Source organism: Streptomyces sp. NBC_01428, assembly GCF_036231965.1.
Taxonomy (GTDB): domain Bacteria; phylum Actinomycetota; class Actinomycetes; order Streptomycetales; family Streptomycetaceae; genus Streptomyces.
The window spans coordinates 7,265,768-7,285,303 of the sequence record NZ_CP109499.1 but is presented as its reverse complement, the minus strand read 5'-3'; the positions used below and the strand labels follow the sequence as shown (position 1 = coordinate 7,285,303).

The 19,536-nt window shown below is 69.3% G+C and carries 17 protein-coding genes; 4 read left to right on the top strand and 13 right to left on the bottom strand.

Annotated features, from left to right (window positions below):
* Positions 1-6: 6 nt before the first annotated feature.
* Complete coding sequence (locus tag OG406_RS31555) at positions 7-1,266, bottom strand: MFS transporter (protein WP_329189006.1); 1,260 nt, start codon at positions 1,264-1,266, stop codon at positions 7-9.
* A gap of 108 nt (positions 1,267-1,374) precedes the next feature.
* Between OG406_RS31555 and OG406_RS31550 the strand changes: the two genes are divergently transcribed.
* Entirely contained in the window at positions 1,375-2,412 is a 1,038-nt protein-coding gene (locus OG406_RS31550; protein WP_164372477.1) for a LacI family DNA-binding transcriptional regulator, read from the top strand.
* Between the two features lie 79 nt (positions 2,413-2,491).
* Here OG406_RS31550 and prcA read toward each other — a convergent pair whose 3' ends face one another.
* From prcA to arc, 6 genes are all read right to left on the bottom strand, one after another.
* Positions 2,492-3,238, bottom strand: a complete 747-nt coding sequence (prcA, locus tag OG406_RS31545) for a proteasome subunit alpha (protein WP_081223488.1) — start codon at positions 3,236-3,238, stop codon at positions 2,492-2,494.
* A gap of 56 nt (positions 3,239-3,294) precedes the next feature.
* Positions 3,295-4,140 carry a proteasome subunit beta gene (gene prcB / locus OG406_RS31540; RefSeq protein WP_164372478.1) on the bottom strand — a complete coding sequence of 282 codons (846 nt, stop codon included), beginning with the start codon at positions 4,138-4,140 and terminating at the stop codon, positions 3,295-3,297.
* A complete protein-coding gene (locus tag OG406_RS39480; RefSeq protein WP_355997667.1) occupies positions 4,092-4,325 on the bottom strand; it encodes an endonuclease VII domain-containing protein in 234 nt (77 codons plus the stop codon). The genes prcB and OG406_RS39480 overlap by 49 nt, the downstream gene beginning before the upstream one ends.
* A 397-nt stretch (positions 4,326-4,722) precedes the next feature.
* Entirely contained in the window at positions 4,723-4,941 is a 219-nt protein-coding gene (locus OG406_RS31530; protein ID WP_081223491.1) for a ubiquitin-like protein Pup, read from the bottom strand.
* A gap of 164 nt (positions 4,942-5,105) precedes the next feature.
* The gene (dop, locus tag OG406_RS31525; protein WP_343244288.1) at positions 5,106-6,617 is read right to left on the bottom strand and encodes a depupylase/deamidase Dop; all 1,512 of its coding nucleotides are present in this window, start codon (positions 6,615-6,617) and stop codon (positions 5,106-5,108) included.
* Between the two features lie 234 nt (positions 6,618-6,851).
* Entirely contained in the window at positions 6,852-8,618 is a 1,767-nt protein-coding gene (gene arc / locus OG406_RS31520; RefSeq protein ID WP_081223493.1) for a proteasome ATPase, read from the bottom strand.
* A 253-nt stretch (positions 8,619-8,871) separates the two neighbouring features.
* Between arc and OG406_RS31515 the strand changes: the two genes are divergently transcribed.
* On the top strand, positions 8,872-9,177 hold the full coding sequence (locus OG406_RS31515) for a ferredoxin (RefSeq protein WP_164372480.1): 306 nt from the start codon (positions 8,872-8,874) through the stop codon (positions 9,175-9,177).
* 118 nt (positions 9,178-9,295) lie between these two features.
* Here the strand turns inward: OG406_RS31515 and OG406_RS31510 are convergent, their stop codons facing one another.
* The 3 genes from OG406_RS31510 to OG406_RS31500 all read right to left on the bottom strand — a co-directional run bounded on the left by OG406_RS31510 (position 9,296) and on the right by OG406_RS31500 (position 12,969).
* Complete coding sequence (locus OG406_RS31510) at positions 9,296-9,871, bottom strand: hypothetical protein (protein WP_164372481.1); 576 nt, start codon at positions 9,869-9,871, stop codon at positions 9,296-9,298.
* A gap of 388 nt (positions 9,872-10,259) precedes the next feature.
* A complete protein-coding gene (locus tag OG406_RS31505; RefSeq protein ID WP_081223496.1) occupies positions 10,260-11,162 on the bottom strand; it encodes a tRNA (adenine-N1)-methyltransferase in 903 nt (300 codons plus the stop codon).
* 49 nt (positions 11,163-11,211) lie between these two features.
* The gene (locus tag OG406_RS31500; RefSeq protein ID WP_329188999.1) at positions 11,212-12,969 is read right to left on the bottom strand and encodes a site-2 protease family protein; all 1,758 of its coding nucleotides are present in this window, start codon (positions 12,967-12,969) and stop codon (positions 11,212-11,214) included.
* Between the two features lie 284 nt (positions 12,970-13,253).
* Between OG406_RS31500 and OG406_RS31495 the strand changes: the two genes are divergently transcribed.
* Positions 13,254-14,201, top strand: coding sequence for a RecB family exonuclease (locus tag OG406_RS31495; RefSeq protein ID WP_164372483.1), 948 nt, complete (start codon positions 13,254-13,256; stop codon positions 14,199-14,201).
* Between the two features lie 14 nt (positions 14,202-14,215).
* Positions 14,216-14,887: a response regulator gene (locus OG406_RS31490; RefSeq protein ID WP_081223499.1), complete on the top strand. Its 672-nt coding sequence runs from the start codon at positions 14,216-14,218 to the stop codon at positions 14,885-14,887.
* A gap of 126 nt (positions 14,888-15,013) precedes the next feature.
* On the opposite strand, the gene OG406_RS31485 is transcribed toward OG406_RS31490, so the two are convergent.
* From OG406_RS31485 to OG406_RS31475, 3 genes are all read right to left on the bottom strand, one after another.
* Positions 15,014-16,594, bottom strand: a complete 1,581-nt coding sequence (locus OG406_RS31485; RefSeq protein ID WP_164372484.1) for an ABC transporter substrate-binding protein — start codon at positions 16,592-16,594, stop codon at positions 15,014-15,016.
* A gap of 69 nt (positions 16,595-16,663) precedes the next feature.
* A complete protein-coding gene (locus tag OG406_RS31480; protein WP_164372485.1) occupies positions 16,664-18,268 on the bottom strand; it encodes an ABC transporter substrate-binding protein in 1,605 nt (534 codons plus the stop codon).
* A gap of 464 nt (positions 18,269-18,732) precedes the next feature.
* Positions 18,733-19,434 (bottom strand): HAD family hydrolase, encoded by a 702-nt coding sequence (locus OG406_RS31475; protein WP_164372486.1) that lies wholly within the window; start codon positions 19,432-19,434, stop codon positions 18,733-18,735.
* Between the last annotated feature and the right edge of the window lie 102 nt (positions 19,435-19,536).

Sequence of the window (19,536 nt, the reverse complement as noted above, 5' to 3'; positions counted from 1 at the left end):
TGAACATTACGCCCGATCCCCTGAGCTGAAACGGGGTTCGACGGCACGGTTTGGATCATTTTCCGATGAGACCGCAACAACCGCGCCCCCGCCGGTAGCTGCGAGGACCCGCCCCGTGGCCAGCAGAACCACCAGCGCGGCGGCACCCGCGGCCCCCGGGACGGCGAAACCACGGGCCGCCCCGCCCCACTCCACCACGGGCCCCGCGAGGCCCGTCCCGACCGACGCGCCCACGGTGAACGTCGTCACGAGCCAGGAGAACGCCTCCGTCACCGTGCCCACCGGAGCGTGCCGGTCCACCAGCACGAAGGCGCACGCGATGCACGGCGCCAGGAACACACCGGCGAGCGTGGCGAGGGCGGTCATCGCGACCGGACCGGGCGCGAGCGTCAGCGGGAGGTAACACACCGCCAGAAGGGCCACCAGCACCCGCAGTCGCCGCTCCGGCGCCCCCGCCCACTGCCGCGCCCCGTAGACCACTCCCCCGAGCAGCGCGCCCAGCCCGATGCCCGCCATGAGCCAGCCGTACACGGCGTCCCCGCCGTGGTCGTCGGCGTACGACACCGCGGCGACGGTGATCGAGCCGAGCGCGATCCCGACGAACAGGAACGCGCCGAGCAGGGCCAGCAGCCCCGGAGAACGCAGCGCGCCGAGCCAGTGCGCCTCACGCGGAGCCGAGCGCCACGCGCGCGAGGGCGGCGAGATCACCACCGAGAGGGCGCCCAGGACGCCGATCACGCCGAGGATCAGGAGTGCGGCCCGCGGGGACCAGAGCGCCGCGCACAGCGTCACGAGCAACGGCCCGACGGTGAACATGACTTCCTGGGCCACCGCGTCCATCGCGTACGCGGTGTGCACCTGCTCCTCCTTGCGCAGCACGGAGGGCCACAGCGCCCGCAGGCCGCCCTCCAGCGGCGGGGTGAACAGGCCCGCCACGGCCATCGCGGCGCAGCCGAGCAGCACCGGATCCGTCCCGAGGAAGGCGAAGGCGGCCATCCCGAGGGCCGAGACGAGCGCGGCGGGCAGTTGCACGCGGGGCTGTCCGTAGAGGTCCACGAGCCGTCCGAGCAGCGGCTGCCCCACCGCGTTGGCCACCCCGTACACGGCGGCGAGCGCGCCGGCCAGGCTGTACGTGCCGCCCTCGGCCCGCACGAACAGCACGACGGCGATGGCCGCGGTGGCGTTCGGCAGCCGCCCCACGAGCGTGCCGACGAGGAGCCGGGCGGCATGCCTCGCCCTGAGGATCTCCAGGTATCCCGCGGCCATGTCGAGCCCTTCTCGAAGCGCGTGACGTCTCAAGTTTTACGTATAACGTCGTCTTTCATACGTACCATGTGCGCAGTCCGGGAGTCCAGACGAAGGAGCAGGCCGACGGTGGCACGAGGTAGTACGCGCCCCACGAGCAGGGACGTCGCCCAGGCCGCCGGGGTCTCCCAGGCCGCCGTCTCGCTGGTGCTCGGCGACAAATGGCGCGGCCGCGTCTCCGAGACCACCGCCGAACGGGTCCGAGAGGCGGCCCAGGAGCTCGGCTACCGGCCGAACCTCGCCGCCCGCAACCTCCGCCTCGGCCGCACCCGCACCGTCCTCCTGGTCGTCCCGGCACTCACCACGGAGTTCTTCGCCGGCGTCTACACCGGCGCCGCCCGGGTGGCCGCCGAACACGGCTTCGGCGTCGTCCTGTACCCGTCCCCCGAGGGCATCGGACCCGCCCGCGACCCCTTCGGCTCCGCCCAGGCCGCCCTGGACGGCGTCATCGCCTCCTCCATGGCCGCCGACGCCCTCACCGCCATCCGCGGCGACCAGCTCCCCCTCGTGATGCTCGACAGCGACCCGGACGGCAGCCAGGGCGCCGCCACCGTCAACCTCGACATCAAGGACGGCGTACGCCAGGTCACCGACCACCTCCTCGCCCTGGGCCACCGGCGCTTCCTGCACCTCGCCGCCGACATCCCCTCCTGGACCTTCGAGGTCCGCGCCCGCGAACTCGCCGCCCGACTTGCCGAGGCCCCCGGGACCGACCTGCGCACCGCCCGCGCCCCCATCTCCTTCGAGGACGCCCTGGCCGCCGCGCACACCGCCCTGTCCGACCCCGCCGGACCACGCCCCACCGCCGTCATCTGCGACGACGACAAACTGGCGGCGGGCGCCTACAAGGCCGCCCGGCGCCTCGGCCTGCGCATCCCGGACGACATCTCCGTCACCGGCCTCGACGACCTCGCCCTCGCCCAGGCACTCGACCCCGAACTCACGACCGTGCGCCTGGACGCCGAACTCTTCGGCGAACAGGGGATGAAGGCCCTCCTGGCCGTCCTGGACGGCCGCACACCCCCCGAGGAGGACATCCCGGTCCACCTCGTCGTACGGGGCTCCACGGCCCCGCCACGCCCCGCCCCGGCACAGACCAGGCCGTGACGGCGGACCGCGGCAACACGAAAGGGGCCGCCCCGGTGTGCACCGGAACGACCCCTCACCTCAGGCCCCAGCCGGGACCTCACTCCTCGTCGTCGGCGTCCTCCGCCTCGGTCGCGGTCTCCGCTCCCCCGGCCTCCAGGAGACGGGCCAGCTGACGCCCCACGATCCGCTTGAACTTGCGCTTCTGCGGACGCGTACGGTCCAGGACCGCGACCTCCAGACGCTCCGCGGGGATCTCCCGCTCACCGCCGTTGGCCTCGCGGGACAGCGAGCGGACGGCCAGCTTCAGCGCCTCCGCCAGCGACATACCCTCACGGTGCTCGGTGTCCAGATAGGTGCTGATCTGCTCGGAACTGCCACCGACGGCGACCGAACCGTGCTCGTCCACGATCGAACCGTCGTGCGGCAGCCGGTAGATCTGGTCGCCCTCGGGCGTGTCACCGACCTCGGCGACCACCAGCTCCACCTCGTACGGCTTCTCCGCCGCCGACGAGAAGATCGTGCCCAGCGTCTGGGCGTACACGTTGGCGAGACCTCGGGCGGTCACGTCGTCGCGGTCGTACGTGTAGCCCCGCAGGTCGGCGTAGCGCACGCCACCGATCCGGAGGTTCTCGTACTCGTTGTACTTGCCGGCGGCCGCGAACCCGATCCGGTCGTAGATCTCGCTGAACTTGTGCAGCGCGCGGGACGGGTTCTCCCCGACGAACACGATGCCGTCGGCGTACTGCAGCACGACCAGGCTCCGGCCGCGGGCGATGCCCTTGCGGGCATACTCCGCCCGGTCCGCCATGGCCTGCTGGGGTGAGACATAGAACGGAGTCGACACCGGCTACCCGTCCCTTTCTGTCGAAGTCACTGGATCACAGGGAAAAGAGGCCGGGCTCAGAGCAGCGCGGCGCGCGGGCCGTCGGGCTGCTCCATCCGTCGCTCCAGAATCGCGCGGGCGATCTCGGAGGACTCATCGTCCGTGAGCCGGCGGAAGCCGTCCTCGGTGATCACGGTGACGATCGGGTAGATCCTGCGGGCCACGTCGGGACCACCGGTCGCCGAATCGTCGTCGGCGGCGTCGTACAGGGCCTGGACGACCAGCGTCGTGGCCTGATCCTCCGTCATACCCTTGGCGTAGAGCTTCTTCATGGCTCCGCGCGCGAAGATCGAGCCGGAGCCCGTGGCCGCGTACCCGTGCTCCTCGGAACGACCGCCGGTGACGTCGTACGAGAAGATGCGGCCCCTCTCGCGGTCCACGTCGTACCCCGCGAAGAGAGGAACCACCGCGAGACCCTGCATGGCCATGCCGAGGTTCGAACGGATCATCGTGGACAGGCGGTTCGCCTTGCCCTCCAGGGAGAGCTGCGCGCCCTCCACCTTCTCGAAGTGCTCCAGCTCCAGCTGGAACAGCTTCACCATCTCCACGGCCAGACCCGCCGTACCGGCGATGCCCACCGCCGAGTACTCGTCGGCCGGGAAGACCTTCTCGATGTCGCGCTGCGCGATGACATTCCCCATCGTGGCCCGCCGGTCACCGGCGAGGACGACACCGCCCGCGAACGTGACGGCGACGATGGTCGTCCCGTGCGGCGCCTCGATCACGCCCTGGACGGGCGGCAACTGGCGCTTGCCGGGGAGCATCTCCGGCTGCTGCTCGGAGAGGAAGTCCATGAAGGACGACGACCCGGGCGTCAGGAAGGCAGCCGGTAGACGCCCGGTGCTACGAGTGTTGGCTTCCACGCGTTTCCTTCCAGGTATGTCGCAGCCCGTCTGATGGCATCGGGCCGATCCTTGAACTGCCCCAGTGCGGCGTTGCAGCTGAAGCACAGTACGCCTCGGACCCTACCCGTCTGATGGCAGTGATCCACATGCTCGGCAGGGGCAGTAAGGCAGATGCAACAGATTCCCCGCTGCTCCGCGACCATCGCATCCAACTCGGCCGGTGTGAGGCCGTACTTGCGTCGGAAATAGCTGATCCGGTTCCGCTCCGCCCGACACTCGCGGCAGTAACTCGCCCAGCCGTCCGAGGAGGATTTGTTGCGCTCCCACTCGGCGTGCGGCCTAGCGACTTGGCACTGCGGGCAGCGCTTGTGACCGCTCGGCACGAGCACTTTGGCCCGCACGGTCCGCCCTTTGGCCTCCTGACGCTGCCGGTAATACTCCGCGGAGCATTCTCGGCAGTACACCTGGAGGCCATCACGCATCGACTTGTTACGGGCGAAGGCTGCCCGCGGCTTGTTCTGCTTGCACCGCGAGCAGCCCCGCTGTTCCGCCTCGGCGGTCATACTCGACTCGAACCTACGATTCGAAGGGGAAAGCGGCTTACTGCCCGCCCTTCTGAACGAAGGACCTCACGAAATCCTCGGCATTCTCCTCGAGCACATCATCGATTTCGTCCAGAACCGAGTCGACATCGTCGCTCAGCTTCTCCTGGCGTTCCTTGAGGTCGTCGGTCGCCTGCGCGTCCTGCGCCTGCTCCTCGACCTCCTCGGTGGAATGCGTCGCCTTCTGCTGTCCGCCGCCGGTGTCCTTGGTCGCCATAACCCTCACCCCGCTCGGTTCGACGTTCTTGATCAGACCCTACAAGCAGGGTCCGACATCGGCCCCGCAGTTTCACCAACGTACGGGGGCCATCTCGATGATTCCCGTCCGCCACGTGTTCCACCCTGTCGCGCCCGTCCGTCCTGTGCCGGCCGGGCGGGGGCTCAGTTGCCCGAAAGGACCTTGACCAGGTCTTCCGCCGTGCGACAGCGGTCCAGGAGCTCCTTGACGTGATTACGCGTTCCGCGAAGCGGCTCCAGGGTTGGGACGCGCTGGAGCGAGTCCCGGCCCGGCAGATCGAAGATCACCGAGTCCCAGGAGGCCGCAGCGACGTCGTCCGCGTACTGCTCCAGGCAGCGGCCGCGGAAGTACGCGCGCGTGTCCTCCGGCGGCTTCGTACGGGCCCGCTCGACCTCGTTCTCGTCCAGCAGGCGCTTGATCCGGCCGCGGGCCGCGAGGCGGTTGTAGAGGCCCTTGTCGGCCCGTACGTCGGCGTACTGGAGGTCGAGGAGGTGCAGCTTGGCGGCGTCCCAGTCGAGGTCGTCGCGGCGCCGGTAGCCCTCCATGAGCTCCTTCTTGGCGACCCAGTCGAGCTCTCCGGAGAGGCTCATCGGGTCGTTCTCCAGGCGGTTCAGGGTGTCCTCCCAGCGCAGCAGGACGTCCTTGGTCTGTTCGTCGGCGTCCGCGCCGTAGCGTTCCTCGACGTACTTGCGGGACAGCTCGAAGTACTCCATCTGGAGCTGGACCGCGGTGAGTGTGCGCCCGCTGCGGAGCGTGACGAGGTGCTTGAGGGTCGGGTCGTGGGAGACCTGGTGGAGCGTGCGGACCGGCTGGTCGACGGCCAGGTCGACGGCGATGAAGCCGTCCTCGATCATGGAGAGGACGAGGGCCGTGGTGCCGAGCTTGAGGTACGTCGAGATCTCGGAGAGGTTGGCGTCGCCGATGATCACGTGCAGGCGGCGGTACTTCTCGGCGTCGGCGTGCGGCTCGTCGCGGGTGTTGATGATGGGGCGCTTGAGCGTGGTCTCCAGGCCCACCTCGACCTCGAAGTAGTCGGCACGCTGGCTGAGCTGGAAGCCGTGCTCGTGTCCGTCCTGGCCGATGCCGACGCGGCCCGCTCCGGTGACGACCTGGCGCGAGACGAAGAACGGCGTCAGGTGGCGCACGATGTCCGAGAAGGGGGTCTCCCGCTTCATCAGGTAGTTCTCGTGCGTGCCGTAGGAGGCGCCCTTGTTGTCGGTGTTGTTCTTGTACAGGTGGATGGGCTGGGCGCCGGGGAGCTGGGCCGCGCGCTCGGCCGCCTCGGCCATGATGCGCTCGCCGGCCTTGTCCCACAGGACCGCGTCCCGCGGGTTGGTGACCTCGGGGGCGCTGTACTCGGGGTGTGCGTGGTCGACGTAGAGCCGTGCTCCGTTGGTGAGGATGACATTGGCCAGGCCGATGTCCTCGTCGGTGAGCTGGGTGGAGTCGGCGGTCTCCCGGGCGAGGTCGAAGCCTCGCGCGTCCCGCAGCGGGTTCTCCTCCTCGAAATCCCAGCGGGCGCGGCGCGCCCGGTGCATCGCCGCCGCGTAGGCGTTGACGATCTGGGACGAGGTGAGCATGGCATTGGCGTTGGGGTGACCGGGGACGGAGATTCCGTACTCCGTCTCGATGCCCATTACTCGCCGTACGGTCATGCGGCCCTCCTTGCCCGGCGGCGCCCTCGGTCGGGGGCGCTGCTCAAGTACCGCTGGCGCTCCGGTGCGTGTGCGGTGCCCGTCCCCGCACTGCGCGATTCGGCGGTACGAAAGAGCCTAGAACGCCTTTGCGGTGGTGGGGAGATCATTTGCGTCATTGCTGTACTCCGACCGTGGCCTGAAAAGCAGTCGGCTGCGGGTACCCGCGTCGGGCACCCGCAGCCGACCTGCTTTTTACAGGTACTGGCCGGTGTTGGCCACCGTGTCGATGGAGCGTCCGGTGTCCGCGCCCTGCTTTCCGGTGATGAGCGTACGGATGTAGACGATCCGTTCACCCTTCTTTCCGGAGATCCTGGCCCAGTCGTCCGGGTTGGTGGTGTTCGGCAGGTCCTCGTTCTCCTTGAACTCGTCCACGCAGGCCTGGAGGAGATGGGAGACGCGAAGGCCCTTCTGGCTGTGCTCCAAGAAGTCCTTGATGGCCATCTTCTTGGCGCGGCCGACGATGTTCTCGATCATTGCGCCGGAATTGAAGTCCTTGAAGTACAGGACTTCCTTGTCACCGTTGGCGTAGGTGACCTCCAGGAAGCGGTTCTCCTCCGATTCGGCGTACATCTGCTCCACGGCGGTCTGGATCATGCCGTGGACGGTGGCCGCCCTGTCGCCGCCGTGCTCCCCGACGTCCTCGGGGTGCAGGGGGAGACGCTCGGTGAGGTACTTCTGGAAGATGTCCTTCGCCGCTTCGGCGTCCGGACGCTCGATCTTGATCTTCACGTCGAGCCGGCCGGGCCGCAGGATGGCGGGGTCGATCATGTCCTCGCGGTTCGAGGCGCCGATGACCACGACGTTCTGCAGGCCCTCCACGCCGTCGATCTCGGCGAGCAGCTGCGGGACGATGGTGTTCTCCACGTCCGAGCTGACGCCGGATCCGCGGGTGCGGAAGAGGGATTCCATCTCGTCGAAGAAGACGATGACGGGTGTGCCCTCGCTGGCCTTCTCGCGTGCACGCTGGAAGACGAGGCGGATCTGCCGCTCGGTCTCGCCGACGTACTTGTTCAGGAGCTCGGGGCCCTTGATGTTGAGGAAGAAGCTCTTGCCGGTGGCCTGTCCGGTCACTTCCGCGACCTTCTTGGCCAGCGAGTTGGCCACGGCCTTGGCGATGAGCGTCTTTCCGCATCCGGGGGGCCCGTACAGCAGGACGCCCTTGGGCGGCCGCAGTTCGTGCTCCTTGAAGAGGTCGGGGTAGAGGTACGGGAGCTCGACCGCGTCGCGGATCATCTCGATCTGGCCGCCCAGACCGCCGATCTGCTCGTAGCCGATGTCCGGGACCTCTTCGAGGACGAGTTCCTCGACCTCGCTCTTGGGAACGATTTCGTAGACATAGCCGGATCGGGGTTCCAGGAGGAGGGCGTCGCCGGGACGGATGGTGACGTCCAGGAGCGGCTCGGCGAGCCGCACCACCCGTTCCTCGTCGGTGTGCCCCACCACCAGGGCTCGCTCGCCGTCCTCGAGGATCTCCTTGAGGGTGACGATGTCGCCCACGCTCTCGTATTCCATGGCCTCGACCACGTTGAGAGCTTCGTTCAGCATCACTTCCTGGCCGCGCCGGAGCTCTGGGAGCTCCACGCTGGGGCTGACGTTCACCCGGAGCTTGCGGCCCCCGGTGAAGATGTCCGCCGTGCCGTCCTCGTTCGCCACGAGGAAGACACCGAAGCCTGCCGGAGGCTGCGCCAGCCGGTCGACCTCTTCCTTGAGGGCCACGATCTGGTCGCGGGCCTCACGGAGCGTGTTCGCCAGCCGTTCGTTCTGCGCGGACACGCCGGCCAGGTTGGTCTGCAGTTCGACGATCCGCTCTTCGAGAATCCTCGTGTGCCGCGGAGAGTCGGCGAGCTTGCGTCGCAGGACGGCGATCTCCTGCTCAAGGTAGGCAATCTGCCCGGCGGGGTCATCGGACCCTCTTCCCGGGCGGATGCCGCGGTTCATGTCGTCGTCGTGGGCTGCCACGGTCCTCACCTCCTCCAAGGGGAGCTGGACGCTTCCAGACCCTACCTGGGTGGGTGTCGATTGAAACCCCTAGATCACAAAGACTGTCGGGGTGTGTCCGATCTTCACCCTTGCGCTCTCCCTCACGCCAGGGGAATACCCACCGAACATGATTGGGAAGCGGGCGGAGGTAGGGTCGAAGTGTTCAACACCCGTCAGAGCTGGCCCGATTCCCCAATCTTCGGTTCGCTCGACGCAGGAAACGGCAGGAGAAATGACCGTGCAGCAGGAGGCCGGAGCCGACGGCGAGGCGCTTGAGGTCTGGATCGACCAGGATCTGTGTACGGGCGACGGGATCTGTGCCCAGTACGCCCCCGAGGTCTTTGAGCTGGACATCGACGGCCTGGCCTATGTGAAGAGCGGTGACGACGAGCTGTTGCAGGCCGTGGGTGCCACAACGGCCGTACCGCTGACGCTTCTGCGTGACGTGGCGGACTCGGCGAAGGAATGTCCGGGCGACTGCATCCACGTCCGTAGGGTTTCGGACAAGGTCGAGGTGTACGGGCCCGACGCGGAGTGACGCGTGGGACACCCCGTGTCACCGTTGTCCGCTTCCAGACACCCTCCGCCGCGGCGGGGGGTGTCTTTTCCGTGTGTGCCCGCCGGGCCCGGTGGAGGTGCCGGACCCGGGTCCGGGTTCAGACGCTCCGGGCGCCCGAGGGGGTGGAGCGGACGAACGCGCCGTTCTTCCACTGCCACTTGGCTTCGTCCTTGACGTCCGGGCAGCAACTCGGGACGTCGGCGGAGGAGTAGCCGAGCAGGGTGGCGGTGACGGCTGCGTCGCGGACCGCGAAGTCCGTGACGCTGAGGCGGTCCTTGGGGTCGACCAGGGTCGCGACGACGCGGGGCTTCTTCGCGTCCTCACCCTGGGTGAGGACGTAGACGCCGCTGGGCGGGGTTCCGGATCCGGCGTCGCAGCGGACGACGGCCACGGTCTCGGGGCGGCCGTCGCCGTCGAGGTCGCCCGAGGCCTTCTTCGTCACGAGTGCCTTGGCCGGCCCGCAGGTGATCGGGAACTCGACGCCGGACGGGTCCGGGGCGGTGACGGGGGCCGCGGCCGCTTTCGCTCCGGTGGCGGGCTGGGCGGCTCGCGCGGGATCGGGCTGGAGGACGGAGGAGAACGCGACGACTCCGGCGATGGCGGTGGCCGTGGCGACCCACTGGAGGGGGCTGGTGTGCGTGTGTGCCAGTTCCGGGACGGCGGATTGCTGCACTAGGAGTGTCTCCCGTGAGGGGCTGTGCCGGTGGGGGTGGGGTGTCCCGCATGGTGCCACACGTCACAGCCCTGGGGAACGGCGGGGTCCGGACTTCTGAGCGAGTTCTCAGCCTGTCGGGGGAGGCGTCCCCTCGACGGTCGGACGGCACCCGGGGTGCGGGGGTGGGCGACGGTGGGCCGAGGGGCAGCGCCGGCCGTCCGACGGCTCGTGGAGGGGGCTCGGGGCCGCCGGACCGACCTGCCCGACGCTTCTGTCCGGCGCCCCTGACAGGGGTCGTGAAGAGGGCCGCCGACGGTGTTCCTGAGCGGGGTCAACGGAAAAGCACCGTGGCCGAGTTCCCCGGGACATTCGGGAACTCGGCCACGGCCGTGCTGCGTTGGATGGCTCAGCGGCCGGAGCCGCCGTCGGCGTTCGGGCCGGTGTAGTCGTCGCCGTAGGCGCCCTTGGAGGGGCGTCGGCGGCGCATGGGCGGCTCGACGCCGTCCGCGAGGCGGCGGGCGGTGAGCAGGAAGCCGGTGTGGCCGATCATCCGGTGGTCCGGACGGACGGCCAGGCCCTCGATGTGCCAGTTGCGGATCATCGATTCCCAGGCGGTCGGCTCGTTGAAGGAGCCGATCTCGCGGATCGACTCGACGGTCCGCGCGAGCTGGGTGGTGGTCGCCACGTAGCAGCAGAGGATGCCGCCGGGGACGAGCGCCTTGGAGACGGCCTCCAGGCACTCCCAGGGGGCGAGCATGTCGAGGATGACGCGGTCCACGTCGGCGTCGCTCAGGTTGTCCTGGAGGTCGCCGACCGTGAGCTGCCAGGCGGGGTGCGGGCCCCCGAAGTAGCGCTCGACGTTCTGCTGGGCGATCTCGGCGAAGTCCTCGCGGCGCTCGTACGAGTGCAGCATGCCCTGGTCGCCGATGGCGCGCAGCAGGAAGCTGCTGAGCGAGCCGGAGCCGACTCCCGCCTCCACGACGCGGGCGCCGGGGAAGATGTCGGCGAAGGCCAGGATCTGCCCCGCGTCCTTGGGGTAGACCACGGCGGCGCCGCGGGGCATGGACAGGACGTAGTCGGGGAGCAGGGGGCGCAGCGCGAGGTAGGCGACGTTTCCGGTGGTGCGGACAACGCTGCCCTCGGGTGCGCCGATCAGCTCGTCGTGCGGGAAGGAACCCTTGTGGGTGTGGAAGTTCTTCCCGGCCTCGAGCGTGAACGTGTAGTGGCGGCCCTTGGGGTCGGTCAGCTGAACCTGGTCCCCGACCTTGAAGGGCCCGCGCCTGCGGGCGGCACCGGTCGGTTCGGACATGTGAACAGCCTACCGGTCCGGGGGCGGGGCCGCCGACCACGGTGGAGGGTCAGGAGGGCCGGGCCATGGCCTTCACGAAGGCGCGCTCGACGTCGGCGGCGGACAGGACGCCGTAGATGTCGCCCGAGTCCTCCACCACCAGGTACTCGGTGGCGGGGGTGGCGCGCAGGACGTCGAGGAGTTCCTCGCCGGCGAGTTCGGCGGAGACGCGCATGCCGTCGGTGAGGTCCTGGGCGAGGCCGCTGACGGCGACCCAGGGGCGCCGGTGTTCGGGGACGCCGACGATGGCCGCTTCGCGGACCAGGGAGAGGGGTTCGCCGTCGGCGTCGACGACGACCAGGGCGCGGGCCCCGGCGTCGTTGGCGCGGCGCAGGGCCTCGGAGAGGGGGGTGCTGGTCTCGACGGGGACGGCGCGCCGGGTGAGGGAGCGGGCGCGCAGATCCGGGAGGTGTTCGCGGAGTCGGGCCATGCGCAGGCTGTTGCCGGCGCCGGTCCAGATGATCGCCGCGAGGATGGCGGCGAGCAGGGCGTCGGTGACGGTGTCCATGCCGCTGATGTCCTCGGGGGCGGCGCCGAGGACGGAGGACTGGGTGAGCAGGGGCAGTCCGATCAGGACGGACACGGCGAGGGCGCGGCCGACCCAGGCGGCGGCGACGGTTCCGCTCATCGGCCTGCCGGTGATCTTCCAGACGACGGCGCGGAGCATCCGGCCGCCGTCGAGGGGGAGGCCGGGCAGCAGGTTGAACGCGGCGACGATGAGGTTGGAGATCATCAGGCCGGCCAGCAGGACGCCGGGGACCGTGCCGGGCTCGACGGGGAGCATGGCGAGGTAGAAGACGCCGGACAGGACGAGGGAGAGCAGGGGGCCGACGAAGGCCAGCACGAACTCGCGGCCGGGGGTCTCGGCTTCCTTCTCGATCTCGGAGACGCCGCCGAAGAACTGGAGCTGGATGCGGCGCACCGGCAGTTTGAAGCGCAGGGCGGCGACGGTGTGGGCGAGTTCGTGGACGAGTACGGAGGCGTAGAAGGCGACCGCGAAGAACAGCGAGACCAGGTAGCGGGCGGCGCCGAGTTCGGGCAGGACGCGGTCGAGCTGCCCGCCGAACACCCAGGTGATCAGGGCGGCGACGAGGAACCAGCTGGGTGCGACGTACACGGGGACGCCGAACGGCCGTCCCATGAGCAGGCCGCCGCCGGGCTCCTTGCGGCGGCGGGGCGGGCGACCGCCCTTGCCGCCACCGCCACCGCTGCCGTCGCCGCCGGTTCCGCCGCCTGTGTTGCCGCTGTGGGCGAGGGTCCGGTGGGCGTCGTGGTGCTCGGGAGGTGTTCCGGGGGTGTTCCCGGTGCCGGTGGGGTCGTGGTGGCCGTGGTCCTGGTGCGGCGGGGTCGGGGAGTCGTCTCCGTCGTCGGTCTCGGCCGTGGAGCGGGTGCGCGCGGCGGGGTCGTCGTCCGCCTCGGAACGTGACCGGGTGTGCGTCGCGGAGCTGTCGTGCGGCGCGGGTCCCGGGGCGTCGGGCGCCGGGGCGGTGCTCGGCGCCTCCCGTGTGGACGGTGCGGGGCTCTGTCCGGGAGCGGGGCGGGGGGTGGAGGTCCCGGGCCGGGCCGGTGTCGTGCCGCTGTCGGCCGGCTCGGTCGTGCCGTCGTGTTCGGGGGCTGTGGGCGCCGGCCCGGTGGAGGTCTCGGGTCCGGCCGGTCCGGGGCGCTGGGCGTCGGCGGCCGGGCCGGCGGAGACTCCGGGCCTCTCGGGGCCCTCGGTCGCCTCGCCGGTGCCGGACCGCGGCTGCCCGCTCCCGCCGCTCTCGTCCACGATGTCCCCTCGTTCGAAGCGTCTCCCCGCCCCGATCATGCGGAGCAGGAGGGTCTGTGGTCGATGGTATGCGTCCGTCGCGGCGCGTTCCGCCCCGGCACCCCCTCTGTTTTCCGTGCCGTCGCCCGTGCCGGGGGCGGTCGGGCGCTGTCGCCGGGGCCGTGCGGGCCCGGGTCGCCGTGTGCGGCGCGGTGCCCGGCGGGGTGGTGCGTTGTCCACATTCGGGACGTACCGATCCGAACGGGATCACCGGGTGTCAGTGGCGGGCCGTAAGGTCTGTCGTCATGGAAACGAGCACCGAGGGCGCCGCGCCCGAAGAAGTGGCCGCGGTCGGCGAGGCCGTTGTCGTGCCTGTCGCGGACGGACCGGCCCCGGCGGTCGCGCGTGCGCCCGCCTCGCTGTCGCCCTCGCGTGCCAGTGACTTCATGCAGTGTCCGCTGCTGTACCGCTTCCGGGTGATCGACAAGCTGCCCGAGAAGCCGAGCGCGGCGGCGACCAGAGGCACGCTGGTGCACGCGGTGCTGGAGCGGTTGTTCGACGCGCCGGCCGCGGACCGGACCGCGCCGCGGGCCAAGTCGCTGATCCCCGGTCAGTGGGACCGGTTGCGCGAGACGCGTCCGGAGGTCGTGGAGCTGTTCGCCGACGACCCGGAGGGCGAGCGGCTGGCGCGCTGGCTGACCGAGGCCGAGCAGCTCGTGGAGCGGTGGTTCACGCTGGAGGACCCGTCCCGGCTGGAGCCGGCGGAGCGGGAGCTGTTCGTCGAGGCGCGGCTGGATTCCGGTCTCACCCTGCGCGGCATCATCGACCGGGTCGACGTCGCGCCGACGGGCGAGGTCCGGATCGTCGACTACAAGACGGGGAAGGCACCCCGTCCGGAGTACGCCGAGGGTGCCCTGTTCCAGATGAAGTTCTACGCGCTGGTGGTGTGGCGGCTGAAGCAGGTGGTCCCGCGCCGTCTTCAGCTCGTGTATCTGGGAAGCGGTGACGTGCTGACGTACGACCCGGTGATCGCCGACCTGGAGCGGGTGGAGCGCAAGCTGCTCGCGCTGTGGGAGGCGATCCGGCTGGCGACGGAGACGGGCGAGTGGCGGCCGCGTCCCACCAAGCTCTGCGGCTGGTGCGACCACCAGGCGGTGTGTCCGGAATTCGGCGGTACTCCCCCGCCGTATCCGCTCGCGGTCAGGGCGCCCGAGTCGGGTCCCCGCGAGCAGGGCAGAATGGGGCCGGACTAGCGAAGGAGACTTACGTGGCCATCCGCGTCCTACTGGTCGACGACCAGCCGCTGCTGCGCACCGGCTTCCGGATGATTCTGGAGGCGGAGCCGGATCTCGCGGTCGTCGGCGAGGCCGGTGACGGTCTCCAGGCACTGGATCAGGTGCGTGCGCTGCAGCCCGATGTGGTTCTCATGGACATCCGCATGCCGCGGATGGACGGTGTCGAGGCGACCCGGCAGATCACCGGCCCCGGCCGGGACGGTCCGGCGAAGGTGCTGGTCCTGACGACGTTCGACCTCGACGAGTACGTGGTGGAGGCGCTGCGCGCGGGCGCCAGCGGTTTCCTCCTCAAGGACGCGCCCGCCAACGAGCTGGTGCAGGCGATCCGGGTGGTGGCGGGGGGCGAGGCGATGCTCGCGCCGAGCATCACGCGCCGGCTGCTCGACAAGTACGCGGGGCATCTGCCGTCGGGTGACGAGCCGGTGCCGGACACCCTGCACACGCTGACGGACCGTGAGGTCGAGGTGCTGAAGCTGGTCGCGCGCGGCCTGTCGAACGCGGAGATCGCGGCCGACCTCTTCGTCAGCGAGACCACGGTCAAGACGCATGTGGGGCACGTCCTGACGAAGCTGGGGCTCCGCGACCGCGTGCAGGCGGCGGTGTACGCGTACGAGAGCGGGCTGGTGCGTCCCGGGGCGCAGTGACCTCTCCGGGCCCGACCGCTCGCGCGCCGCACGCCGGCCCGGCGGCGTGCGGGACCGTCCGGGCAGCGCGAAGGGCGCCCGTTCCTGGGGGAACGGGCGCCCTTCGCGTACGGCGTCGGCCCGGGGTCAGTCCTTCTTGATCTCCCAGAAGCGGAACACGGTCGAGGCGTCGAGGCAGTATTCGAGGCCGTAGATGGTGTCGCGTGCCACGGCGTACTGCTTGGCCTGCCAGACCGGGATGATCGGGAGGTCCTCGGCGACCAGGTCCTGGAGCTTGCCGTAGGAGCCGTCGGTGGAGGAGCGGTCGCTCTCGGCGGCCGTCTTCGGGATGAGGCTGCCGGTGATGGTGCTGTTGCTGAAGTTGTTGCTCAGCACGTTGCCCTTGCCGAAGAACGGGGCCGTGAAGTTGTCCGGGTCCGGGTAGTCGGGGACCCAGCCCTTCACGTAGACGCCGTACTTGCCGTGGGCGATGTCCTTCTCGTACTGGTCGTAGGCGACGGACTTGACGGTCGCGTCGAACAGTCCGCTGGCGTTGAGCTGCTTGGCGATCGCCTTGAACTCCTGGTCCGTGGAGGGACCGTAGCGCGAGGGGGTCGACCAGAGGGTGATCTTCACCTTGCCGGTGATGCCCTCGTCGCGCAGGGCGGCCTCTGCCTTCGACGGCGAGGGGCGGGCGCCGTAGGTGTCGAAGAAGGACGTGCTGTGACCGGTGATGCCGGTCGGGATGATCGAGTACAGCGGGGTGGCCGTGTCCTCGTAGACGTCGTCGACGAGGGCGTCGCGGTCCAGGAGGTAGGCGATGGCCTTGCGGACGCCGAGCTTGCCGGCGACCGGGTCGTTCATGTTGAAGACCAGGTGCTGGACCTCGGCGCTGTTGCCCTCGATGACGCTGATACCGCTGTTCGCGGAGTCGTTCCGGATCTCCGCGATGTCGTCGGCGGCGAGGCCTCGGTAGGCGAGGTCGACCTGCTTCTTGAGGACGGCGTCCTTCAGTGCCTTCTGGTCGCCGTGGAAGAACTTCAGCGTGACGCCGGAGTTCTGGACCTCCGCGGTGCCCTTGTAGTGCGGGTTGACCGAGAAGACGGCCTGGTCGTCGCCGAACGAGTCGAGCTGGTACGGCCCGGAGCCGACGGCCTTGTGGTCCTTGCGGAGGCCGTTGGTGGCGTACTCCCGGTGGTCCACGATCGAGCCGGCGCCGGAGGCGATCTTGCTCGGGAAGGTGGCGTCGGCGTACTTGAGCCGGAAGACGACGGTCTTGGAGTCGGGCGCCGCGACCGAGTCGAGCATGGGGAACATGATGGCCGGACCGGCGGAGTCGTCGATCTTCATGGTGCGGTCGAAGGAGTACTTCACGTCCGCGGAGGTGAGCGCGTCACCGTTGCTGAACTTCAGACCGTCCTGGAGCGTGCACTTGTACACCTTGGTCCCGGTGTCGGTGAACGCGCACTCCTTGGCCGCCTCGGGCTCGGGCTCGGTGCCGCCCTTGGGGAAGCTCAACAGCGACTGGAAGACGTTGTTGAACAGCAGCCACGATCCTGGGTCGTAGCCGGAGGCGGGGTCGGTGGCGAGGACGTCGTCGGACATCCCCATCACCACGGAGGAGCCGTCGCTCCCGGAATCGCTCGTCTCCGAGCCGCATCCGGTCAACAGGCCGGAGGCCAGCCCCGCCACGATCGGCAGGACTGGCCACTGGTTGCGCATGTTCACGTGCAAGTGCCTTGTCGTTGGAACTGGTGCACCCGGGGCCCGCGAGGGGCCCCGGGTCGGATCGGTCGGTCAGCCGCTCACACCGCGGCCGAGCTCCCACAGCTGAAGGGTGGAGGAGGAGTTGAGCGCCCACTCCGAACCCGTGATGTCGTCGCGCGCGGCGATGTACTGCTTGCCCTGCCAGAGCGGGATCAGCGGCACGTCGTCGGCGACGATGTCCTGGATCTGCGTGAGGCTCTTCGACGCGCTGAGGCGGTCGGCCTCGCGGCGGGACTCCGGGATCAGGTTGTTGATGATGTTGCTGTTCGAGTAGGGCGACTTGAGGAAGTTGTCCTTGTCGAGGAACGGCGCCAGGTAGTTGTCGGCGTCGGGGAAGTCGGGGAACCAGCCCATGCCCCACACGTCGTAGTCGTTGGCGCGCTCGGCCGGGACGAACTTGTCCCAGGCGGTGCCCTGGATGCTGACGTCGAAGAGGCCGCTCGCGTTGAGCTGCTTCTTCAGGATCTCGAACTCCTGCTTGGTGATCGAGCCGTAGTGGTCGGTCGTGTAGTGCAGGGTGACCTTGACCGGAGAGGTGATGCCGGCCTTGTTCAGCGCGGTCCGGGCGCGGCTGACACTCGGGTCGCCGTACTTGTTGAAGAAGGCGTTGGAGTGGCCGGTGATGGTCGCGGGGACCATCGAGTAGAGCGGCTCGGCCTGCGTTCCGTAGACCTTGGCGACGAGTTCACCGCGGTCGATGACCTGTGCCATGGCCTGGCGGACGGCCTTGTTCTTCACCGACGGGGCGTTGGTGTTGAAGGCCAGGTAGCGGATCTCGAGACCGGGCATCTCGTTCAGGTTGACGTTGCCGCCCGCGGCGTTGGACAGCTTGGTGATCTGCGTGGGCGTCATCGAGCGGGTCATCAGGTCGATGTCGCCCTTTTCGAGGGCGGTTCCCATGGCGTCGGCGTCCGCGAAGGACCGCATCTCGACCTTGGAGTTCTTCACCTTCAGCTGACCCTTGTAGTTCGGGTTCTTGCTGAAGACGGCCTTGACGACCGCGTCGCCCTTGACCTCGGACTCCAGGGTGTAGGGACCGGAGCCGTCGACGGAGAAGCCGTCGCGCAGCTTGCCCTTGTCGTAGTCCTTCGGGTTCACGATGCCGGCGACGGGGGTCGACAGCTTGAACGGGAAGGTCGCGTCCGCGCTCTTGAGGTGGAAGATCACCTCGCGGTCGCCCTGGGTCTCGACCGTGTCGATGGTGGACAGCAGGGCGAACACACCACTGTCGGCCTTGATGGCGCGCGCACGGTCGATGGAGAACTTGACGTCCTTCGCGGTGACCGCGTCGCCGTTGGAGAACTTCAGACCTTCGCGCAGCGTGCACGAGTAACGCTCGTTGCCGCTGTCGCTGAACCCGCACTTCTCCGCGGCCTCGGGCTCGGGCTCACCGTCGCCGCGCGGCTGGATCATCAGCGTCTGCACGGTCTGGCGCAGCACGTTCCAGGTGCCGACGTCGTACGCGTAGGCGGGGTCGAACGGAGCCGGGGCGTCCTTCGACGCGGTGAACCGGTCCGTGGTGCCGACAACGATGGCATCGCCACTGCTGCTGCCGCTGTCGGACCCACCACACGCAGCGAGCACCGGGGCGAGCAGACCGACCACGGCCGGCAGCACCAAAGTCTTGCGGTTCATGCTCGAGTTTCTCCAGAGCTGTAGTTTCCGCGAGCCGGCATGCAGGGGTGGCGCGGCGGGTCACGGGGTTACGGCGACGTTCTCGCGATGACATTAGTCCGCACCGCCAGGACGGCCCGCAGCCACTGGAGTTGTGGTGCGCTCACGCTGCGAAACCGGGCGCGGACGCACCGATAACCCGACACGGGAAGGATTCGTGCAGCGTTCCATCAATCGGGACACAAGGGCGTGCCGAGCCCTCACGAATGGGGGGTCAACACACAAGTCGGTCCCCCTGTCGACCCCCCGTTAAGTGACGAACGTCACAGTGTCAACTCGGTTGGAGAGTACCGGAATTCAGCCATCCGCCCGATTGCGCATTCCGGGGGAGCCCTCGCCCGCGGTTACCACAGGGAACCCTCGGGTCAATTCCGGTATTCGACTCCGCACAGTGAGTGATTCGACGGCACACCCTCGGTGAAGGGTCAGTTCTTTTCCGTCATCAGCCCGTGCAGGAATGGCAGGTCGACTTCTTCCAACGACGTGACCACCGTGCGGCGCCACGCAGGCTCGATGGGGGCGACGGAGGGGACGGCGACCACATGGCATCCGGCGGCCTCGGCCGCGGCGACACCCGTCGCGGTGTCCTCGATGACGGCGCAGCGGCCGGGTTCCGCGCCGAGCCGGGCGGCGGCGAGGAGATAGGGGTCGGGGAACGGCTTGGTCCGTTCCACCTCGTCGCCCGCGACGGTCAGGGTGAAGAAGTGGGGGCCGATCGAGCCGAGGACGCGGTCGATGATCCGCCGGTGCGAGGCGGAGACCAGGGCCGTGGGGATCTCGTGGGCGGCCAGTTCGGCCAGGAGTCTGGTCGCACCCGGCATCAGGGGCAACGACTGCCCGATCAGCGCCTCGAAACCGTCGTTGAGCAGCACGGACAGCTCGGCGAGGGTGATGTCGGCGCCGGTGGCCTCGATGAGGAAACCCGCGCTGCGGGTCATGGGGCCGCCGACCACCACGTGCCGCCAGGACTCGTCCAGGGCGTGCCCGAGGGCCTTGAAGACCTCGACCTCCACGTCCCACCAGAATCCCTCGGTGTCGACCAGGGTTCCGTCCATGTCGAGGAGAACGGCCTGCAGGGCGGAGCCTTCGGCCGTACGGGTTCCGAGCGCGGGGACCGTACTGGTCATCCTGGCGCACCTCCTTGAGGGACGATCAGGCCGGTCGCCCCTTTTCGTGCAAGGGACAACCGGCCTGCGGTGGACCGACCAGTGTACGACTTATCCGATCAG